General features: G+C 56.6%; 9 protein-coding genes and 2 pseudogenes. 6 read left to right on the top strand and 5 right to left on the bottom strand.

Features of this window, described 5'->3' with window-relative positions; genetic code table 11:
• From ACZ9DP_RS18835 to ACZ9DP_RS18820, 4 genes are all read right to left on the bottom strand, one after another.
• A complete protein-coding gene (locus ACZ9DP_RS18835; protein ID WP_476203239.1) occupies nucleotides 1-7,443 on the bottom strand; it encodes a type I polyketide synthase in 7,443 nt (2,480 codons plus the stop codon).
• Between the two features lie 223 nt (nucleotides 7,444-7,666).
• Nucleotides 7,667-8,845 (bottom strand): polysaccharide biosynthesis/export family protein, encoded by a 1,179-nt coding sequence (locus tag ACZ9DP_RS18830; RefSeq protein ID WP_476203238.1) that lies wholly within the window; start codon nucleotides 8,843-8,845, stop codon nucleotides 7,667-7,669.
• Between the two features lie 520 nt (nucleotides 8,846-9,365).
• Nucleotides 9,366-11,291, bottom strand: a complete 1,926-nt coding sequence (locus tag ACZ9DP_RS18825; RefSeq protein ID WP_476203237.1) for a capsular polysaccharide export protein, LipB/KpsS family — start codon at nucleotides 11,289-11,291, stop codon at nucleotides 9,366-9,368.
• A gap of 124 nt (nucleotides 11,292-11,415) precedes the next feature.
• Nucleotides 11,416-12,453 carry a phytanoyl-CoA dioxygenase family protein gene (locus tag ACZ9DP_RS18820; RefSeq protein WP_476203236.1) on the bottom strand — a complete coding sequence of 346 codons (1,038 nt, stop codon included), beginning with the start codon at nucleotides 12,451-12,453 and terminating at the stop codon, nucleotides 11,416-11,418.
• A gap of 632 nt (nucleotides 12,454-13,085) precedes the next feature.
• On the opposite strand from ACZ9DP_RS18820, the gene rfbC reads away from it, so the two are divergent.
• The 5 genes from rfbC (at nucleotide 13,086) to ACZ9DP_RS18795 (ending at nucleotide 16,830) form a co-directional block, all read left to right on the top strand.
• Nucleotides 13,086-13,658, top strand: coding sequence for a dTDP-4-dehydrorhamnose 3,5-epimerase (rfbC, locus tag ACZ9DP_RS18815; protein WP_476203235.1), 573 nt, complete (start codon nucleotides 13,086-13,088; stop codon nucleotides 13,656-13,658).
• A gap of 18 nt (nucleotides 13,659-13,676) precedes the next feature.
• Complete coding sequence (gene rfbB / locus ACZ9DP_RS18810; RefSeq protein ID WP_476203234.1) at nucleotides 13,677-14,729, top strand: dTDP-glucose 4,6-dehydratase; 1,053 nt, start codon at nucleotides 13,677-13,679, stop codon at nucleotides 14,727-14,729.
• Between the two features lie 14 nt (nucleotides 14,730-14,743).
• Nucleotides 14,744-15,622 carry a dTDP-4-dehydrorhamnose reductase gene (gene rfbD, locus ACZ9DP_RS18805; RefSeq protein ID WP_476203233.1) on the top strand — a complete coding sequence of 293 codons (879 nt, stop codon included), beginning with the start codon at nucleotides 14,744-14,746 and terminating at the stop codon, nucleotides 15,620-15,622.
• 33 nt (nucleotides 15,623-15,655) lie between these two features.
• Nucleotides 15,656-16,522, top strand: coding sequence for a glucose-1-phosphate thymidylyltransferase RfbA (gene rfbA / locus ACZ9DP_RS18800; RefSeq protein ID WP_476203232.1), 867 nt, complete (start codon nucleotides 15,656-15,658; stop codon nucleotides 16,520-16,522).
• 86 nt (nucleotides 16,523-16,608) lie between these two features.
• Nucleotides 16,609-16,830 carry a glycosyltransferase family 29 protein gene (locus tag ACZ9DP_RS18795; protein ID WP_476203231.1) on the top strand — a complete coding sequence of 74 codons (222 nt, stop codon included), beginning with the start codon at nucleotides 16,609-16,611 and terminating at the stop codon, nucleotides 16,828-16,830.
• Nucleotides 16,831-16,845: 15 nt separating this feature from the next.
• Here the strand turns inward: ACZ9DP_RS18795 and ACZ9DP_RS18790 are convergent.
• Nucleotides 16,846-17,224, bottom strand: a pseudogene (locus ACZ9DP_RS18790) (integrase core domain-containing protein); the annotation flags it as partial.
• A 149-nt stretch (nucleotides 17,225-17,373) separates the two neighbouring features.
• Here ACZ9DP_RS18790 and ACZ9DP_RS18785 point away from each other — a divergent pair.
• Nucleotides 17,374-18,670 (top strand): annotated as a pseudogene (locus ACZ9DP_RS18785) (IS110 family RNA-guided transposase).
• Nucleotides 18,671-18,847 lie beyond the last annotated feature (177 nt).

Here is an 18,847-nt window from a genome sequence, read left to right as displayed (position 1 = left end):
TCACATTGCCGCTTTCTGAACCGTGCCAGAATGACTCTGGATCAGCTGGCTGACAACCTGCTCGGCTTCGCCTGCTCCCTCGTTTCCACCGCTACGGCTGGCCACGCGCTCCCGCAGACGAGCCACAACATCGCCGATGGTCGTGCCATCGCTGATACCGCTCAGCGGTATGTCGAAACCCGTCTTCTGTTGGAAGCTCATGCCGAGTTCCATCGCCATCAGGCTGTCGAGCCCGATATCCTTCAGCACCTTTTCCGGTGTGATCCCATCTTCGGTAATACGCAGGATCGCTGCGATTTCGGCAGCGACCAGCTTATGGAGAAGGGCCTGCGCTTCGTCTGCAGACTTGCCGGCGATCATCGCCTCGAGATCGATGGTTTCGTTGTCATTGGTCGCCTGGCTGCTTCCTGCCTGGCGCATGATCGTCTCGAACAGTGACTTTCCAGCAATTGGTAGAAGGCGCGCCGTACTCCAGTCGACCTCGGCGATCATGACGGTTGCACCCTCGATGCGGCCCTGATCGGCGAGCATGTAGCGCTCGACATGCTCCAGCGCATCGCCCGCTTTCAATGCCGACTTGCCGATGCGCTTCGAAAGCACCTCGTTCACCTCGGCGTTACGCGCCAGGTAGCCCTTGTCTGCAATCGCGCCGAAGCCGACCGCCAGACCGGCAAGTCCGGCCGCGCGGCGTTGGCGCGCCAGACCTTCGAGGTATCCGTTGGCGGCGACATAGTTCGCCTGGCCCGGATTGCCGAGCATCGTCGTCGCAGACGAGAACAGCAGGAAGAGATCGAGGTCGTCATCTGCCGTCAGCCGGTGGAGGATTTCCGCGCCCTTGACCTTGACGTCGACGACGGGCCGGTTGCGTTCTGCCGTGAGGTTCGAAAGCAGGGCATCGTCAAGCACCATGGCTGCATGGACGATGCCCTTCAGCGGTGCCTTGGCGCGCAATTCGCCAAGCAGGGCGGCGACCGCCCTCTCCTCAGTGATGTCGCAAGCATGCACGCTTGCCGTGACACCCTTCTTTGTCCATTCGGTGATCGCCTTGCGGGTCTCGTCGTCGGCAACACCCTTGCGTGAACAAAGCGCGATCTTCCGGGCGCCCTTCGAAACCAGCCAGTTTGCAGTTGCAAGACCGAAGCCGCCGATGCCTCCTGCCACAAGGAAGATGCCATCGGAATCGAAGTGAAGCGCCTTGCCGGGTGCCGGAAGGACCTTGTCCTTGCCGATGATCGGGGGACGGACGACGATCTTGCCGATGTGGCCGGCATTCTGCATCAGTCGGAACGCGCTGCTGATCTCGTCGTAGCCGAAACCACGATAAGGGATCGGCACCAGCTTTCCGGCGGAGAACAACTCTCCGATCTCGGCAAATATACGCTTCGTGAGATCCGGCACGTTGACAAGCAACTGATCGGCGTCGATGCCGAAATAGCTGATATTGCGGCGGAAAGGCCGCAGCCCGATCTTGCGGTCGGAATAATAGTCGCGCTTTCCAAGTTCAAGGAAGCGCCCGAACGGCTTCACGAGTTCCAGGCTACGTTCCATGGCTTCGGAGAAGAGCGAATTGAGAACGAGATCGACACCGGCACCATCGGTAATCCGGCGGATATCGGTCACGAAGTCGAGGGAGCGCGAATCGAAGACATGATCGGCGCCGAGCGTTTCCAGGAAGCGACGCTTCTCAAGCGTTCCCGCCGTGGCAATGACCGTGGCACCCTTCAGCTTTGCGATCTGCAGGGCAGCCAGGCCGACACCGCCTGCGGCACCATGGATCAGGATCGTCTCGCCGGGCTGAATGCGGCCGAGCTCGACCATGGCGTAATAGGCCGTGAGAAACGCGACCGGCACGGTTGCTGCGGCGACCGTATCCATCCGTTCGGGTAGCCTGGTGACACCATCTCGGCGAACCCTCACATGCGTTGAGAAGGCGGCCGGGCCGATGCCCATCACCTTGTCGCCAGGCCTGAGTTCACTGACGCTCATGCCCGTTTCGACAACACGTCCGGCAAACTCCATGCCGATCGTGGCGCCAGCAAAGCCGTCCTCCAGTGCTTCTTCGGGAAGCAGGCCCATCGCCCACATGACATCGCGGAAGTTGAGACCCGTTGCCTCGACGGCAACGACGATCTCACCGTCGGCAGCAGACGGTACGTCACAAGCTTCCCAGGCAACACTGTCGAGGCGTCCGGCCGAATGCTGGCGGATCGTGGCAGCGGCATAGCCGTCGGTCATCCGGGCAGAGGACGCTGAAGGCCCGGTAACAGCGCGCAGTTCACGAACCTCGCCGGTCGCCGCGTCGAGCATCCATTCGCGGTTTGCCCCATGTGATGCGAAGATCGAATTCACGATGCCGGAAACACGCCGATCGCCGGGTTCCGCATCGAGCATGTGGACGTCCAGGAATTCATACTCGTTCTGCAGGACGCGCGCAAAGGCCCAAAGCCCGGAGTTTGCGCCGTCGGTCCCATCACCGGAAAGCGGCGAGCCGCCGGGCGCAATGAGAAGAAGCTGCGGACGGCTGTTTGCGGCAGCCTCGCCGGCCTGCATGTAGGCGGCAAGCGCTTCTGCAAAAGACGCAAATGTGACGAGCCGATCCTGTGACAGCTTCGATGGGTCTTCCTTCGATGCGCGCTCGGCATAATAGACCGCACGCACCGGCTGGCCCGCAAATTTGGAGAAGGCTTCAGCATAAGCCGACTTCGGCTCGTCCGCCGCAACGGATATTGTTGCCAGCCCCCCGAAGTCCAAGGCGTGGCTTGAGCCTTCGCCGATCACAAATAGCGGGCCATTACCGGTCTCGGCGGCCAGTGGTTCTTCGCTTACCACCTTCGGCTGCGCGATCAGCGAAACGAGCCTGCCTTCCGGATACTCGGCTTCGTCGACCTTTGCGTCCGCAAATCCGAGCGAATGTGCAAGATCCTCAATCTGCCGGGCGGTTCCGAGCTTTCCGATCGGAAATTCCGGAGACTGGCTGCCTGCGAACCAGCCGTCCGACAGGCCGAATACAAAGTCGTTGAAAGCGGAAGGCGCACGATCGGCAAGGACGAGCGTCGCACCGTGAGAAGCTGCCTTGCGCACGACAGCCTGGAGCGCGTCGTCGCTGGAAAGATACTGCTGGCTCTGATCGCCCGCAACGACAACCAAATCGGCCGCGGCCTGATCGCCGAGCTTATCGGGGTCTGCGACAATGACATGCGCACTGTCTTCGAAGGCGAGTTCCAGCGTACGCCGGATATTTTCACGCGGATCGGCAATGACAAGCAAAGCGCCGTGTTCGGCTGCCGCCAGGGCAAGCTTGCGGCTGAAGGCGGCCGAGATCGACCCAACTTCCAGAATCCGACGGATACCGCCATTCTTCGCCTTCAGCACGCCATCGACCATGCCGCTTACAACGGAAAGGCGTTGCAAGCTCAAAGGCGAATGGACGAGAACATGCTCCAGCGTCGCTTCGCTGACCGACTTCGAAGAAGCAATGTCGGTGCCCTGCTTGAGGGCCGCGATTTTCTCGAGTGCGTCGCGATGCGCATCGTTGATGAGGACGGCTTCCGCGATGCGGCCGGCGTCTTCACCATAAAGTTCCCGCAGAACCTCCTGGACCGGCGGCAGCGTGAATTCAGTCGCAACGGTCCATTTTCCATCATCGGAAGAGGCAATTCCCGCATCTTCAAGGCTGAAGAGGCAGCTGGTGAGGAAAGATCTGAATGCGGCATCGCCGGGAAGACTGCCAATCGTAATCGAGCCATCCTTTGCCGCGAGCGCAAGCGCGATCTCGTGGCATGCGCGATAGACGGCGGCGTCGAGCAGAAGGGTTGCGTTATTCAGCGCAACGTCCGGGGCGTCGGCAATGACCGGAAACGCATGAATGTCGGATGTCGCGGCAAAAAGCGCGGACGGAACGCTCTCATAGTGAAACGAGACGGAATCCAGCGTGTGGTGACGCCTCAGATACGTCCGGCGGAAGCGGCAATCGTCGAATGCCGCAACCTGCGTGCCGGTATCGTCAAACATCCGGAAACGCACCTTGATCGAATTCTGGCTGAACCGCTCTATACCGATCGTCGCCTTGACGACCGGCCGTTCGGAACGCCTTACGCGAACGGAGCCGAAGCGCACAGGGATATAGGGCGCGCCTGCCTGATCGCCGGATAGCTGATCGAAAAGCGCCACCAGACCGTGAAACGCTGCATCGACCGACATCGGATTCAGGTTGTAGCTCAGGTAAGGGTGTGCAGCCTTCTGTGCCGTCTTGAGATCGACCTCTATCAGACCGTGCCCGAAAGCCACCGCCTTCGACAACAGCCTGAAATGCGGACCATATTGCAGGCCGAAGCGCTCTGCCGTCTCATATGTCTTTTCCGCCGTCAGAACTGATTTGACTTCGCCGACGACCGGGGCTGCGCGCTCATCGGCCACAGCATCGATCGTCTTGCGCACCCGGGCTACGGCATGAACGGTCCAGTCGTCATTGCTCAGCCGTTCGCGCGAGCGAATTTCGATGTTGCCGGTTTCGGGAGAAAGGACCGTCGAAAGTTCGGCGATACGATCTTGCCGCAATTCCAGCGGCCGGACGATCTCCAGATTTCCGAGTTCGACCTCGTCCGTATCATAATATTGCTGCGCAGCCGTTACGGCGATCTCGATAAAGCCGCTGCCAGGCATGATCGCCTTTGAATCCACGACATGCTCTGCAAGGTCTGGCAGCAGGTTGGCGTCAACATGGTTCTTCCAGCTCGATGCGTTCGGATCGGTTCGCCAGCCGAGCAGCGTATAAGGCACACGCTGATCGCGGCCAAAGATGTCGATCTCGTCGCTCGTCGGCTGTGGACGCAATTCGATGTTCTCGAACGGCAGCGGAGGAAGTTGAATGAAGGCGTTGCGACCGGCGGCGTTGCGTGAGCGAAGCGGCGATACGCCATGAGCCACAGCACGCGCGAAGGACTGGGCGACCGGATCGCGCCCGGTTCCGCTTTCACGCGCGAGCGTCGGGATTACGGCCGCTTGATGCGAAATGTTCTTGGCGATGTCCGTCACATAGTTCGAAAGAATCGGGCGGGGCGAGATTTCAATGAAAAGGTTGCAACCTATTTCCATCGCGGCTTCGCAAGCGTCCTTGAACAGCACCGGATCGCGCACGTTGCGCCACCAATAAGCCGTGTCCAGCGTCTGCCCATCAGCATGGCGGCCCGTGACGGTGGAAATGAACGTGCCGGCGCCGGCATCTGGCTCAAGATCCGGCAGATCGTCGAAGAATGCGTCCTTTGCCCGATCGATGATCGGATGATGGAACGGATAATTAATATCGAGCACATGCGCCACGATCTGCACCTTGCGGGCGGCGTCGCGGAAGGATTGAACCTCGTCTGATGGGCCGGAAATCGTCACTGAATTCGGCGCGTTGATGGCTGCGATGCAGATATTGTCGAAGCCGTTCGCTTTTGCGAAAGCAAGCGCGGCGTCCGCGCTCATGACGACCGCTGCCATCTTGCCTTCGCCGGCGAGCAGGTCCTGATGCTGCGAGCGCTTGGCGACAATCGCCACAGCTTCTGCGGCCGTCAGCACCTTGGCGGCGTAAGCAGCGGCAATTTCACCGACTGAGTGACCAAAAACCGCATCGGGTCTCAGGCCCTGCGCCGAAAGGCAGTCGGTCAACGCAGCCTGCACCGCAAACAACATCGGCTGCGCGATCTTAGTGTCTGCAAGCCGCTCCGGCAGGTCTTTGGAAAAAAGCAGATCAGTCAGCTTTTCGCCGAGATAATATTCAAAGAGCGCGCTGAAGGACTGGAAGCATTGGCGGAAATGCGCGTTTTCGCGGTAGGCGTCCACCCCCATGCCCGGCCATTGCGAGCCGTTTCCAGCAAAGACAAATGCTACCCGCACGCCCTGACCAGGAACCTCGCCATGCTCGCCAGCCGTCGGCTCACCTGCCAGATGAGCGCTGATTGCGGCCAGCACTCCGTCGCTGTCTTTCGCTTTGACAGCAAAACGGTGGCGCATTGCCTCACGGTTCGCCACCGCCGAAGCGACAAGCTGGCGCGCCTCTCTAGTTTCAGCCTGCTCCAGACGCTGCTTATAGTCATCAAGCAGGCCCTCAAGGGCCGAGGCGCTATGGGCGCTTGCCATGAAGATGACGCGATCACCCTTTGCTTGCGGCTCAGGCGGTGCGACAGGATCTGGATCGCTGATCACGACATGGGCGTTCGTGCCGCCAAAGCCGAACGAGTTTACGCCTGCAAAGCGCGGGGTTTTCGCAGGCATCAGCTCGATCGGAGAGGTGTTGACGCGAACGTTCAGGTCCTCGAAATCGATGTCTTCGTTGGTCCGCTCGATATGAAGCGTTGCCGGCAGGAAGTTGTTTTCAAGTGCGATGACTGCCTTTAGGAGACCGAAGAGGCCGGAGGCTGGTTCGGTATGACCGATATTCGATTTGATGGAGCCGATCGGAACTGGCGCCCGGCGGTTCTTGCCGATGACGCTGCCGATGGCCCAGACTTCCGCGGGATCGCCGACGCGCGTACCCGTACCATGGCCTTCTATGAAGGCGATGCGGTTCACATCGATATTGGCGCCTTCGTAAACCGACTTGAGGAGGGCAGCCTGCGCCTCCCGAGACGGCAGGGAAATGCCATTGGTACGGCCTGAAGAATTGACGCCGGTTGCATGAAGGCGGGCGTAACTGCGATCCCTTTCGCGCAGAGCCTTGTCGGTGCGGCGAAGCACCAGCACGACGCCCCCTTCAGCGCGCACATAGCCATGGCCATTCGTGTCATAGGCGCGACAAAGGCCTTCGGGCGACAGCATGCGCGCCTGCGCAAAGCCGACGAAGGAAAGCGGATGCGCCAAAAGATTGATCCCGCCCACGATCGCCGTATCGATTTCGCCGCGATCAAGTGCTCGGACGGCCTGGTCGAGCGCCACCAGCGACGACGAACAAGCCGTGTCAATCGTCATGCTTGGGCCGCGTAGCCCGAAGATATGCGAGATACGGTTCGAAACGATCGAGAGCGTGTTGCCCGTCATGAAATAGGGGCTGCCGGTCGCCGGATCCTCGACGGCCAGGTTGCCGTTATCCAGGCTTGATGCACCGACATAGACGCCCACCTGCTCGCCACTCAGCGAAGCTGCAGGAAGATTGGCGTCCTCAAGCGCGCGCCAGACAAGACTCAGCAATATCCGCTGCTGTGGATCCATTTGCATCGCTTCGCGCTGGGAAAGACCGAAGACTGCCGGATCGAAATGATAGACGTCAGTAAGAACGCCGGCGGCGAACGTGTAGGTCTTGCCCTGGATGCCTTGATGCGGGTGCCAGTAGCGGGCGAGCTGCCAACGCTCGGCCGGGATTTCGCTGACGGTGCACTTCCCGTCTTCGAGAATTTGCCGCAGTTCATCCACTGAAGAAGCGCCTGGAGCTACGCTTGCACGCCCAATTATCTCAATCGTCATGTTCACCCGGTGTCGTAATGGCGGTAGGCGGCAGAGGGTGGCTATCCATGCCAGTTAAGCTTCACATCATAAAAGATACGGCTTGTCACCCGAAAAAATCGTATCTGAGGTTGTATTCCCATACGTTTCAATAACAGCTGTAACCGATTGTAAACAAAAGGAAGGGGCTCCATCATTTCCTGATGAAACCCCTTCGAAAAGCATAGCGACGATCAGGTCTAAATTAATCGTTCATGCCATTATAAATTCCCGCACCCTGGGCTGCGATCCCGACTGGCTCCCCGACGATACCCAAGAACATTCGTATATCGACAGAAGGATGACGGGAAATATAGATAACGTCGCGATTCTTAACCGGGAAGGTCTGTCCAACAATCAAACTATCCGGATGACTCATGTCGAAACGATAGACGATCGGATAGCGGCCGACGCTGTCAGGCGCCAATCCCTTGTTCAGGAGCTCATGGAACCGCTGCGTTCCAAGCAGGCTCATGACGACATCGGGCTCCTCGTAGCGGAACAGGAAATATCCCTTGGCATCGGTTGTCTGGTCGTTGCCGCCACTGGCAAGCGCAACCGCTTCGAGTAGATTGAGATCGTTCGCGCCGAAGTCGATGCGCGCATTTACATTGGCGGAGCCAAGGATCGTAAACTTCCGTGGGTCTTTCGACACGAAAATCCGGTCCCCGGGCCGGACGTAAATGTCTTCAGAAGGATTTTCGATAATCGATTTCAGAAGCGCCGTGCCGGTTTTCTTTCCGCGAACGAGCGTCACATAGGCCTCATAGGGTTGCGCCTGCGGTCCTCCCGCCTTCGCGAGCACCTCGGTGATCTTCTCACTGACGAGGCTCAGCGGCACCTGGGATGGCCTGCCGACCTCACCAGACACCGTCACGTTTCGCGATGCCGTGCTCACGCTCGTAACGATGACGTCGGGCTCGACGGCTTTATTCGCCAAGGACGCGAGAATCGCCTTGCGGGCTTCCTCGAGCGTCCTCCCTGCAAACTTGACCGATCCCGCATAGGGAATTGACGCCATCCCATCCGGCTGGACCACAATATCGAGGTTCGTCTGCTTCGATTCCGTCGTCGAGAAGAGGCCATCGCTGCCTGCTTCGAAAATCGTCACCTTAAGCTGATCCCCAATACCGATCACCACGCGGTCAACGCCGCCGCCGATGCCGAAACGGCGATTGAGAGCGGTCGCCACGTAATTGGAAACAAGAGTGGCGGAACGTCGGTCAACGTCGACTATATCGAAAACGGCGGCGTTACGGCGGCCGACTTCTGCAGCCGATCGCCCAGCATCCTTGTTGATAGTATCAGCAAGAGGCCCCTGCGATGGCAATGCCTGGCATCCCGCCAAGCCAAGGCAGATCAACACAATACTCGATCGAACCAATTGATTTCCCTCGATATCGACAGAACCGCTCTTGCTGGTTGCCGCCGACCTATTTGCAAAAGATTCTAATTGGCACCTGCAAAGCACACTGAGCGTCTCACAACAAGTCAATTGGCGGACCGATCCAAAAAAAATCACAGCTGCGTTCTCGATGCCATAGTGCAGTAACCGCTTAACAATGTTCGCACAACAGCTTCGGAAATTATCTGCAATTTGAGTTAAAGGCCCTTAAACATTCGCCGTCTTTATCACGATATGAACTCAGCTTTTTTGCGTGACAGCCTGCCACGAGTGGCGCGTTGCAGCCCTCCTTCGTTGCTGGAGAGTGTCAATCGGCGTCCGAAATTCGACGCTTATTGGCATCCAATATGAACGCTTGAATAGTTTCTTTTGGTTCCATTTACCCAGTTTGAGGTCGCAATCCGACGACCATAGTGACGGCACAAACCCGCTTGAAAAGCTGCCGCAGCTGCTAGTTGGACAGTTTCCGTCTGCCTTTTTAAGACCTCGGAGAGTGATGCTACGAGATGACTAGGTCGCGTCCGTCGTCATGGTCTCGACACGTTGACGATGAGCTATTGATCTGACGCAAATCCGACATATGCTTTTCGACGCGCTTGCGAATAACTGCTTTGGCTCCTTCGGAATTCCGCAGATCCACCGCATAATCGTTGCGCAGAAGATACCAAAACCGCCGGAGGTCAGCTGGTGACATAACCGCTCGTCCTGGCTTGAATTGCCCTTCGAAGTCTCCTTGATGCTCGCAATTATAGCAAGCGGCCATGTAATCAGAGCGCCCGAAAACAAATACAGGCTTTTCGTGCAAAAGAGCTTCTGCACCTACGCCGGAGTTAACCACGCACACGGCAACCGATTGGGCGATGATACTATGAATGCTGCCGGTGGCCACGACAATCCGACCAGCGTCTTTGTTGTCTTGGATGTATTTTCCAATTGCGGTCGAACCACAAAGCGGATGGCGCTTGACGACAACGGAGTAGTCGATCTTCTCGCATGCAGTGACCACTTCCTCCATCATTTCGATAGGGCTTCGATACGCCAATTCCTGCACCGAATCGCCAACCATCTGAAGAGCAATGAAAACGAAACGAGCTGGCAGCACCTCAGCAGAGCGTAGCGGATCCTGCGCATATTTTGACACGTTGCGCGAAATGGTTTGCGCCTGATCCTGCTCGAAGAAGCTGGCGGCCGTGGAGAGATCCACCTCGTCGAGCGGCAGTTCAGTGAGACGCTTTCTCGAGAATTCCGACCATCCGGAGTAACCGCCGGCATCAAAGCTGAAGCGCGACGGGCGATCGGTTTCCTTGAAATGAAGGCCATTTCGATGCTCGGATACGCTGTGATAGGAGAAGTACGGTACCGGCAGATCTTCGACCCCATGCAGCTTAATCTGCCCTTTGACTCCGTACTTCACGCCCATTTCGTCGAGACAGTCCGTGATGGTCCGCAAAACAAACCTGATGTCTGACCGAAAGCCGGGATAGTCAATCTTGTTGGACCGCACTGCTGCCGACGGTATGATGACAACCGCTTCGTATGTGTCGGCCCTAGCTTGGTCTAGCCCAACCCGCCCCAGGATGTCCTGATGCGCTTGTTCGATGAGCCCGGACATCGACGCAAGCGCATCAACGTCGAGTCTTCGCTCTAGTCGGTCTGCCGCCGTTTTCATCCCGGCTTTTCGAAGCGCTTCAAGGACCCGCTTTGCTCCTGCGAAATCCAGGAGCCACATCGACGCCTCGATCGCTTGCTGAGCAAATCTTGAAAGAAGCTTGGGATCGTCGAGAATGGCATCGCGATCGCGAACTATTCGTTCGATCACAGACCTCAGGATGTCATTGCGACCCGCACTATCGGACGCAGCCGCAACCGAAGCCGCGAATTGGAAGAGAGGCTTGTCGGGATCGTGCGAGAGGCGCCAAAGACCGTCGACGGCGAACTCCTCGTGCCTGCGATCCTCCAGTAACAAGCTCCTCTTAAACTCGGCTACCTGAACCCGCACAGGAAATGTCTCTGCAACATAATCCAGGGCAGAGAGGGCCGCTTCATACTCTCCGCTCCGGCGCAGAAGTGCCGCCTCGATAACCGGCGAGAGGTTTCGATCGAAGTGGCGTGCCTTCATTAATTTGTATGCGTATCGAGGATCGACGTGCCCGAGAACCTCGTAGAAAAACAGGCGCAGCGAATCCGCACCCGGAGTTTCGCTGTTGCTCAGCTCAACGAGGATTTCGGCTGCCTTTTTGAAATTTTTCTGTTGACAGGCGATATACATCCGGCCGTCGCAGATACGGCGGCGGTGCGCAGGCATCGGCAGAAAACGTACGATGAAGGCAAGGGCGGCAAGCACCAGGCTCAGGATATTGAGGAGCCTCTTCCGTTCGATCAAATCTTGAATAAGTTCCGCCAGTCTGTCGATCAGGTAATTCATTGCATCTCGATCTAGCTGTCTCGGTCGCGAGACGACGGTGGCATGATCCGCTCGTGGATCGCGAATTTCTTGCCGTCTGGCAGTAACCAGTTGTCGTCCTTGCCGCAACAGAACTCGTCGGCCATCACCGAGGATCGAGCGGCCCCGCCGTGCCGATATCTTTCCAGATTTGCCGCCTTAGTCCCAGCCGGACAAGGCAATCTTCGATAAACCAGCCGATAACCTCCTTTCGGCCTTTCACGAAAGGCAAGAATCCTGCGTGAAGGCCGACGAAGGGAAGGAACGGATTGGGTCGCTGCGACGCATAGATTTCGACGCGCACGGAAGGCCGGACCGACTTGCCCCTGGCATGGAATCCAAACGTATCTCCGACGACGAGCGTATTGGCGGGAACGGCGAACTTGGTGGGTTCAGGCAAACGCAAAAGGTGCAGCTGGTTCTCCGGAATCCGGAACGAACCATTGTCGCCGCGGACGGACGCCAGGATGCTCTTCCTCTTGTGCCAGGCGAGCCGCCGCTTGGTCAGTTTGTGAGAGCCGGCGACATAGGTGAAGGGGCCCTCGTCCTCGGGAACATCATAGAGGAAGAACCAAGCTTTAACCGTCGAGTGGAACGTATCCATGTGAAGATCGGTTTGCGGATCTTTTCCTTTGCCCTCTTCGGTCTCCGTCCCAAAGATAGTTTGTATACTGATAACTGGCTCTGCCTTAAAGCCTCCAACATAACGGAGAGGGTCGCTCCACGCATTGCTATCTACCAGGGCGCGAATAGCCGGATAGTTCTTCAGAACTTCAGGAGTGAGGGACGTCCGTCGCGTGACCGCTTTCCCTTGCGTCATTTCGCGAGCCGGCGCGCGAAGAGCCTCGACTTCGGAACGCAGTTGCGCGAACATTTCCGGCGCCAGGAAATTGCGTCGTTCGATATAGCCGTTTTCGGTGAAGAAGGTACGCTCGTGTTGGGGAATTAGATGCTGCAGCCGCCGGCGGCGCGACTCCACAATCTTCGCGGCGGTCTTGACGCGCCAGATATGCAGGCCATTCCGGTTGAGCTTTTCACTCCCCAACAACGGATTTTCAATGAAGCGCTTTTCGCCGGTGATAATCTGAAGCGCATAAACGGGACACATCAGCACCTTCAGCGGTGACCACTTCTGCTTCCACATCGACCCCTCCGTTTGCTTTCCGAGTGGGCGCTAAATTGACGCGGATTCGCGAGCGGAGCAAGATCGAATCAAATCCATCATAAGAACGACTTGAATGACGACGCCGACGTGCAGTTAGCGACATCGTCGCAGCGCTTGGGTTTAACGCGGAAGTGTTCGGGAATAGTTGCGGCTTTATGGCGAGCCTCGCATGCTCGAGCATCGATTCCTTCGGCCGATCATCGAGTAGGTATTGCCAGAGCGGCCAAGTGTGTATTTTGAGGTTTCTGCTTTCGCCTGTCGAAGGACGAATTGATGGCTCGCTCTTTTGGCTCTGCAAGGATATTTACTATCTTCGCAGCTTACGGGGTCCCGGAGATAACAACGAGTGGCTCTTGACTGGTGGTACTGTTCAATGGCCCTGCTCTCTTTAATTGACGACGATTCGCTCACGCGCAGAACCTGAAATGCAACCAGAAAGCGTTCTGCAGATATCGGAAATCGCGATCGGAGGAATCGAGGCCATTTGCACATGAGGCCAACATCCAAGCAGGGAAGTACTGAGAGCAAACGGTCTAGACCACTATGATGGTTGATGTTATGTCCGCTCGGCACGTGGTATTTGGCAGGGTTTCTCGGCAGGGCACAATTTTATGATTTCGAAAATCGTCTCAGTAAGCGCAAAACGTTTCGGCGACGATCGCGGCTGGTTTACTGAAACTTACAGTGAAAATACGTTTGCGAATTATGGTATTTTCGATCGGTTTGTTCAGGATAATCATTCGCTTTCAGTAAAGGTCCACACTTTAAGGGGCTTGCATTTCCAAACTCCGCCATTCGCTCAGGCAAAGCTGGTCCGCTGTATTCGCGGTCGGATTTTCGACGTTGCTGTTGATATCAGAAACGGATCGCCAACCTATGGTCGATGGGTCGGTGTAGAGCTCACAGCTGATAACGGCAAGCAGCTTTACATCCCGGTTGGATTTGCCCATGGCTTTTTGACGTTAGAGCCTTCCACTGAAGTGTCCTATAAGGTGTCCGATGTGTACTCTCAAGCGAACGATGGTGGGATCCGCTGGGACGATCCGAATATTTCTCTCAGTTGGCCTTTATCCGAGGGGAACGCGCCAACACTGAGCGACAAGGATAGAACGCAGCCGCTTCTTTCCGAGTTCGATAGCCCGTTCCAGTATGATGGGACTCCCTTAGAGCTGGTCGAAGTATAATCCCTTCAAGGAGTTCGCATGCGTATTTTTGTCACCGGTGGCGCTGGTTTCATTGGCTCGGCACTCGTGCGCCACCTTATTGAGCAAACAGACCACGAGGTGCTGAACTACGACGCTCTGACGTATGCAGGCAGCTTGACCTCGGTTGAGCGAATCGTTGGTTCACCGCGTTACCAGTTCGTCCACGGCGATATTTGCGATGAGGAAAAACTTTCCGCAGCGATGGAAGGCTTTAGGCCGGACATTGTCACGCATCTGGCAGCAGAATCGCACGTTGACCGATCGATTGATGGTCCCGCTACCTTCGTGCAGACGAACGTGATGGGCACGTTTACAATTCTCGCTAAAGCCCTAGGCTATTGGCGAACCCTCGACGAGGAGCGCCGCACTGCCTTTCGTTTCCACCATATCTCCACTGACGAGGTGTTTGGCTCACTTGGTGATACAGGGTACTTCACTGAGTCTACGCCATATGACCCACGCTCCCCTTATTCCGCCTCCAAAGCAGGGTCCGATCATCTGGTTTCGGCATGGGGTCATACCTTTGGCCTGCCTGTCCTGATCACCAATTGCTCCAACAATTATGGTCCTTATCATTTCCCGGAAAAACTTATCCCTTTGATCGTCGTAAAAGCACTCGCGGGTGAGCGACTTCCTGTCTACGGCAGCGGCAGCAATATCCGCGACTGGTTGTTCGTCGAGGACCACGTGCGGGCACTGCAGCATGTTTTTGAAAGGGGAATTCCCGGCGAGACCTACAACATCGGCGGCAATTCTGAACGCCGCAATATCGAGGTTGTTGAAACAATTTGCAGCATACTTGATCGGTTGCAACCGCGCACCGATGGATCATCCTATCATCAGCAAATTAGCTTTGTCGCCGATAGGCCAGGGCATGATCAGCGCTACGCCATCGACGCTTCCAAAATCCGGAGAGAACTCGGCTGGTCGCCCCGCGAGAGTTTCGAAAGCGGTATTGAGAAGACGGTTAGATGGTATCTCGATAACCGCGACTGGTGGGGCGATATTCTGAACCGCACCAAGGCGGCCGAGCGTCGAGGCCTGGGCTGATCGTGATGCCGACGATGAAAATTCTCGTAACCGGCGGAACAGGTCAAGTGGGAATGGAGCTGTTGAAGTTCCCATGGCCCGCCGATGTCGAGATCATCGCACCGAACCGCTCTGAGCTTGACCTCGGCAAAATCGATATGATCCGCACCTATTTTGCCGGGAACGAATTCAGTGCCATCATCAATCCGGCCGCCTTTACTGCTGTTGACAGGGCGGAAACCGACGTAGTTGATGCCTGGAAAATTAATGCTCAGGCCCCCGCGGCTTTAGCTGAGCTAACGGCTCGAGCAGGAATTCCACTTATCCAAGTGTCGACCGACTACGTTTTTAATGGCGCCAAATCATCGGCCTATCTGGAAGATGATGGGGTTGCGCCGCTCGGTGTTTACGGAGCGTCGAAGGAAGCGGGCGAGCAGGCAGTGCGTACGGCCAACCCCCGTCATGTGATCCTTCGCACCGCCTGGGTGTTCAGTCCGCAGGGCAACAACTTTGTCAGGACCATGCTGAGGCTCGCAGCCGACCGTCCTACGTTGCGTGTTGTGGATGATCAGCGAGGCTCGCCAACTGCAGCCAAGGATATTGCCGGGGCGCTAGCGGCGATCACACTGCGTCTAATAAGGGATCAGAGGTCTCCGACCGGCACTTATCATTTTACTAATGCAGGTGAAGTGAGCTGGTGTGGTTTCGCGCGCGAAATTTTTCGTCAGCTGACGCAAGCTGGGTGTTCGGTTCCAATCGTAGAGGCTATCAGCACCGCCGATTATCCAACACCTGCTAAGCGACCGGCTTATTCCTGCTTGTCGACGGACAAAATCGGCCGGGACTTTGGGGTTATGCCACGCCACTGGCAAGATGCACTTAGCGAGACGCTTTCAGAGTTGCGCGGCAACTGACTAAACGAGATTTCTGATGAGGATGGATTTTCGATGAAGGGCATTATTCTGGCCGGCGGCTCCGGCACCCGCCTTCACCCGGCGACACTTGCGATCAACAAGCAGTTGATTCCAGTCTACGACAAGCCGATGATCTATTATCCGCTATCTGTGCTGATGATGGCGGGCATTCGCGACGTTCTCATCATCTCGTCGCCCGAACATCTCGACAGCTACAAACGTCTATTTGACAACGGCTCTGACTGGGGCATCAATATCTCATATGCCGTCCAACCGAAGCCTGACGGACTCGCACAGGCGTTCACGATCGGCGAAGAGTTCATAGGCGACAATAATGTCGCGCTCGTGCTTGGCGATAACATCTTCTTCGGTGCGGGACTGAGTGATCTCCTAGAAAAAGCGAGACACCGCAAGGAAGGCGCAACCGTTTTTGCTTACGAGGTGGATGATCCAGAGCGTTATGGCGTCGTTGAGCTCGCGACCGACGGGCATGCAATAAGCCTCGAAGAAAAACCAAGCCATCCAAAATCCCGGTTTGCCGTCACGGGCCTTTATTTTTACGATAACAAGGTTATCGAGTACGCAAAAAATCTCAAGCCGTCGGCTCGTGGCGAATACGAGATTACTGATCTCAATCGCATTTACATGGAGAAGGGGGCACTTTTCGTCGAGAAGATGTCTCGCGGCTATGCGTGGCTTGATACCGGAACGCATGACAGTCTGCTTGAAGCAGGCGAGTTCGTCCGCGTGATCCAGCACCGCCAGGGAACCAATATCGCCTGCATTGAGGAGATAGCATTTGCCAATGGCTACATAACCAGGGAAAAGCTTATCGAGTACGGCAACCAGTATTCGAAAACCGCATACGGAAAGTACCTGCTGAAGATCGCTGAAGGCTGAATACATGGATAGTCTGACGCGTGCGTTAGGTATACACGCACCAAGCAAGTGTTAAACATCGTGGAAGATGGCATTTGGAGGCCGGAATGCATTTCCGAGAGAAGAGGATCGCAGTCGTAGGAAATGCTTCTTCCATCTTTGGGGCTGACCACGGCCTAGATATCGATGAGCACGACGTAGTCATCCGGATGAATCGCGGGTTACCGACCGATCCAAAAAGACAGGGACACAAAACAAATATCCTTGCGTTTTCGGTCTTTCAGCACGTAGCTGACATTTACTCCGGGTTTAGAGCGGAAAGGCTCTGACCTTGCCCCCAAGTTTTATCCAGTTTTGAGTTCGCTCCAGCGGTTTTTGGTTGCTGCATTTATGGCGGTAGCGGCGGGTTGCGGTGCGGAGCCATTTCGGCTGCGCAGCACCGCATCACGTCGCGGGTCGATGGTCTGAGCGAACTCGGCAGGTGTCAGCCAGCCGAGGCCAGAATGTGGTCGGTGATCGTTGTAATCGCTGCGCCAGTTTGAAAGCGCTGATCGAGCATGGGCCAGTGGAGAAGAGAGTTTCATTCAAGAGCTCGTCTCGCAGCCGCCCATTGAAGCTTTCAATGAAGGCGTTCTGGATCGGTTTGCCCGGCGCGATGTAGTGCCAATCCACTTTGGCCCGGTCCGTCCATTGCAGGATCGCATTGCTGGTGAACTCGCTGCCGTAGCACCTACGGAAGGAAGAATTGGAGCCACCGAGGGAACGGTGCGCGCAGCTTTTTTGCTGCAAGCGCGCACCGTTTGAGGTGGCCATGGCCAGCCAAAGTATCTCTAGAATGTGAGTGTTCACAACTCATTCCGGAGAGACCGACCATGACCAGTCAGAATTCTATACCCACCGCTGCCGTGTTGGTAGCCATCGACATCGCCAAGGTTCGCAATGAAGTGTTGATCGAAGCACCCGGCCATAAACGCCGCCGCCGGTTGGCAATTCTCAACACCCGTGCGGAGCATGATCGTCTGATCGAAGTCCTGCAGGCTTATGGCCAACCGGTGGTCTGTGCTTTTGAGGCAACGGGCAATTATCACCGACCCGTCGCCTGGCGTTTGGTCGAAGCCGGCTTCGAGACGCGGTTGGTCTCGTCGCTGGCACTGGCCCGCACGCGAGAAGCCTTGCACAACAGCTGGGACAAGAACGATCCCAAGGATGCGCAGGTGATCCTGCACATGTTGAGGATCCATTCGACACAAGTCTATCATGATCCCTTGCGTGCCGGCATCAACGACGTTCAGGAATTGTCGAAGACACACGAAGCCATTGCTAACGCCAAGACCGAGATCCAGCATCGCATCCTGACGCATTACCTGCCGCTGTATTTTCCTGAGATTGATCGCTTCAGGGGCAACAGCCGTAGCGACTGGTTCTTCGCTTTCCTCGATGCGTTCCCCACACCCGCGAGCATCACGACACTGACGAAAGAGGAGTTCGTCGAAGCGGCATGGGATGTTGTCGGCAGGAAAGTCAGCAAGTCACAGATTTTAATGGATATTTATGAGACGGCATGCACATCGATCGGCTTGCCATTGCCGCTGGATGCGCCTGCCATTCGCATGTTTCGGATGGTTGTGGCCGAAGCCCGTAGCCTGATCCGCCAACGTAACGAGATCGAAACACAGGCCGATGAGCTGCTGCGACACAGCCGCGATTATCAGCTTTTGCGGCAGATACCTGGGATCGGTCCCATCAACGCGCTGACGATCATCGCGGAGGCTGGGGATCTACGCCGCTTTCACCATCACCGTCAGTTTCTCAAATTCTGCGGGCTGGATCTGTCGACACAACAATCGGGCCAGTATCGTGGCCAGACCCGGCTTTCCAAATTCGGCAACGCGCGGCTGCGACGGACGCTGTGGATTGCTGGACAAGTTGCCATCCGCCAGCGTGAGAACGGCTTCCGGCATAAGTTCGAACGCTACATCGCAAGGGATCGTGACAATCCCGATCTCCGCCGCAAGGCAATGACCGCTATTACCGCCAAGATGGCGCGTGTCGTACACGCCGTCGTCAAAAGCGGTTCAGACTACCGGCCCTTCGTTGAAGGGCGGGTACCAGGTGGAAGAACCTCTGTCAGGTAGGGCCGTGAGGGCATCCCATCGGATGACCCTGTAGACAATGCTTGGGTCTTCCACCTGGATCAGAAGCTCGTGTTAAGGACGGTGAGGGCCAAAATGATGGACCCTGTGTTTGCTATGGACGAGACCTTTTCCCATTCCAGTGGAGGCCGCCTGGTTCGACGATGTGACTTGACGAGCGTCATGCAGCGCGAGCATGCTGACGAACAGAGAA

It is taken from the genome of Rhizobium sp. USDA 4016, assembly GCF_056279705.1.
This window is presented reverse-complemented; position numbering and strand designations above follow the sequence as displayed.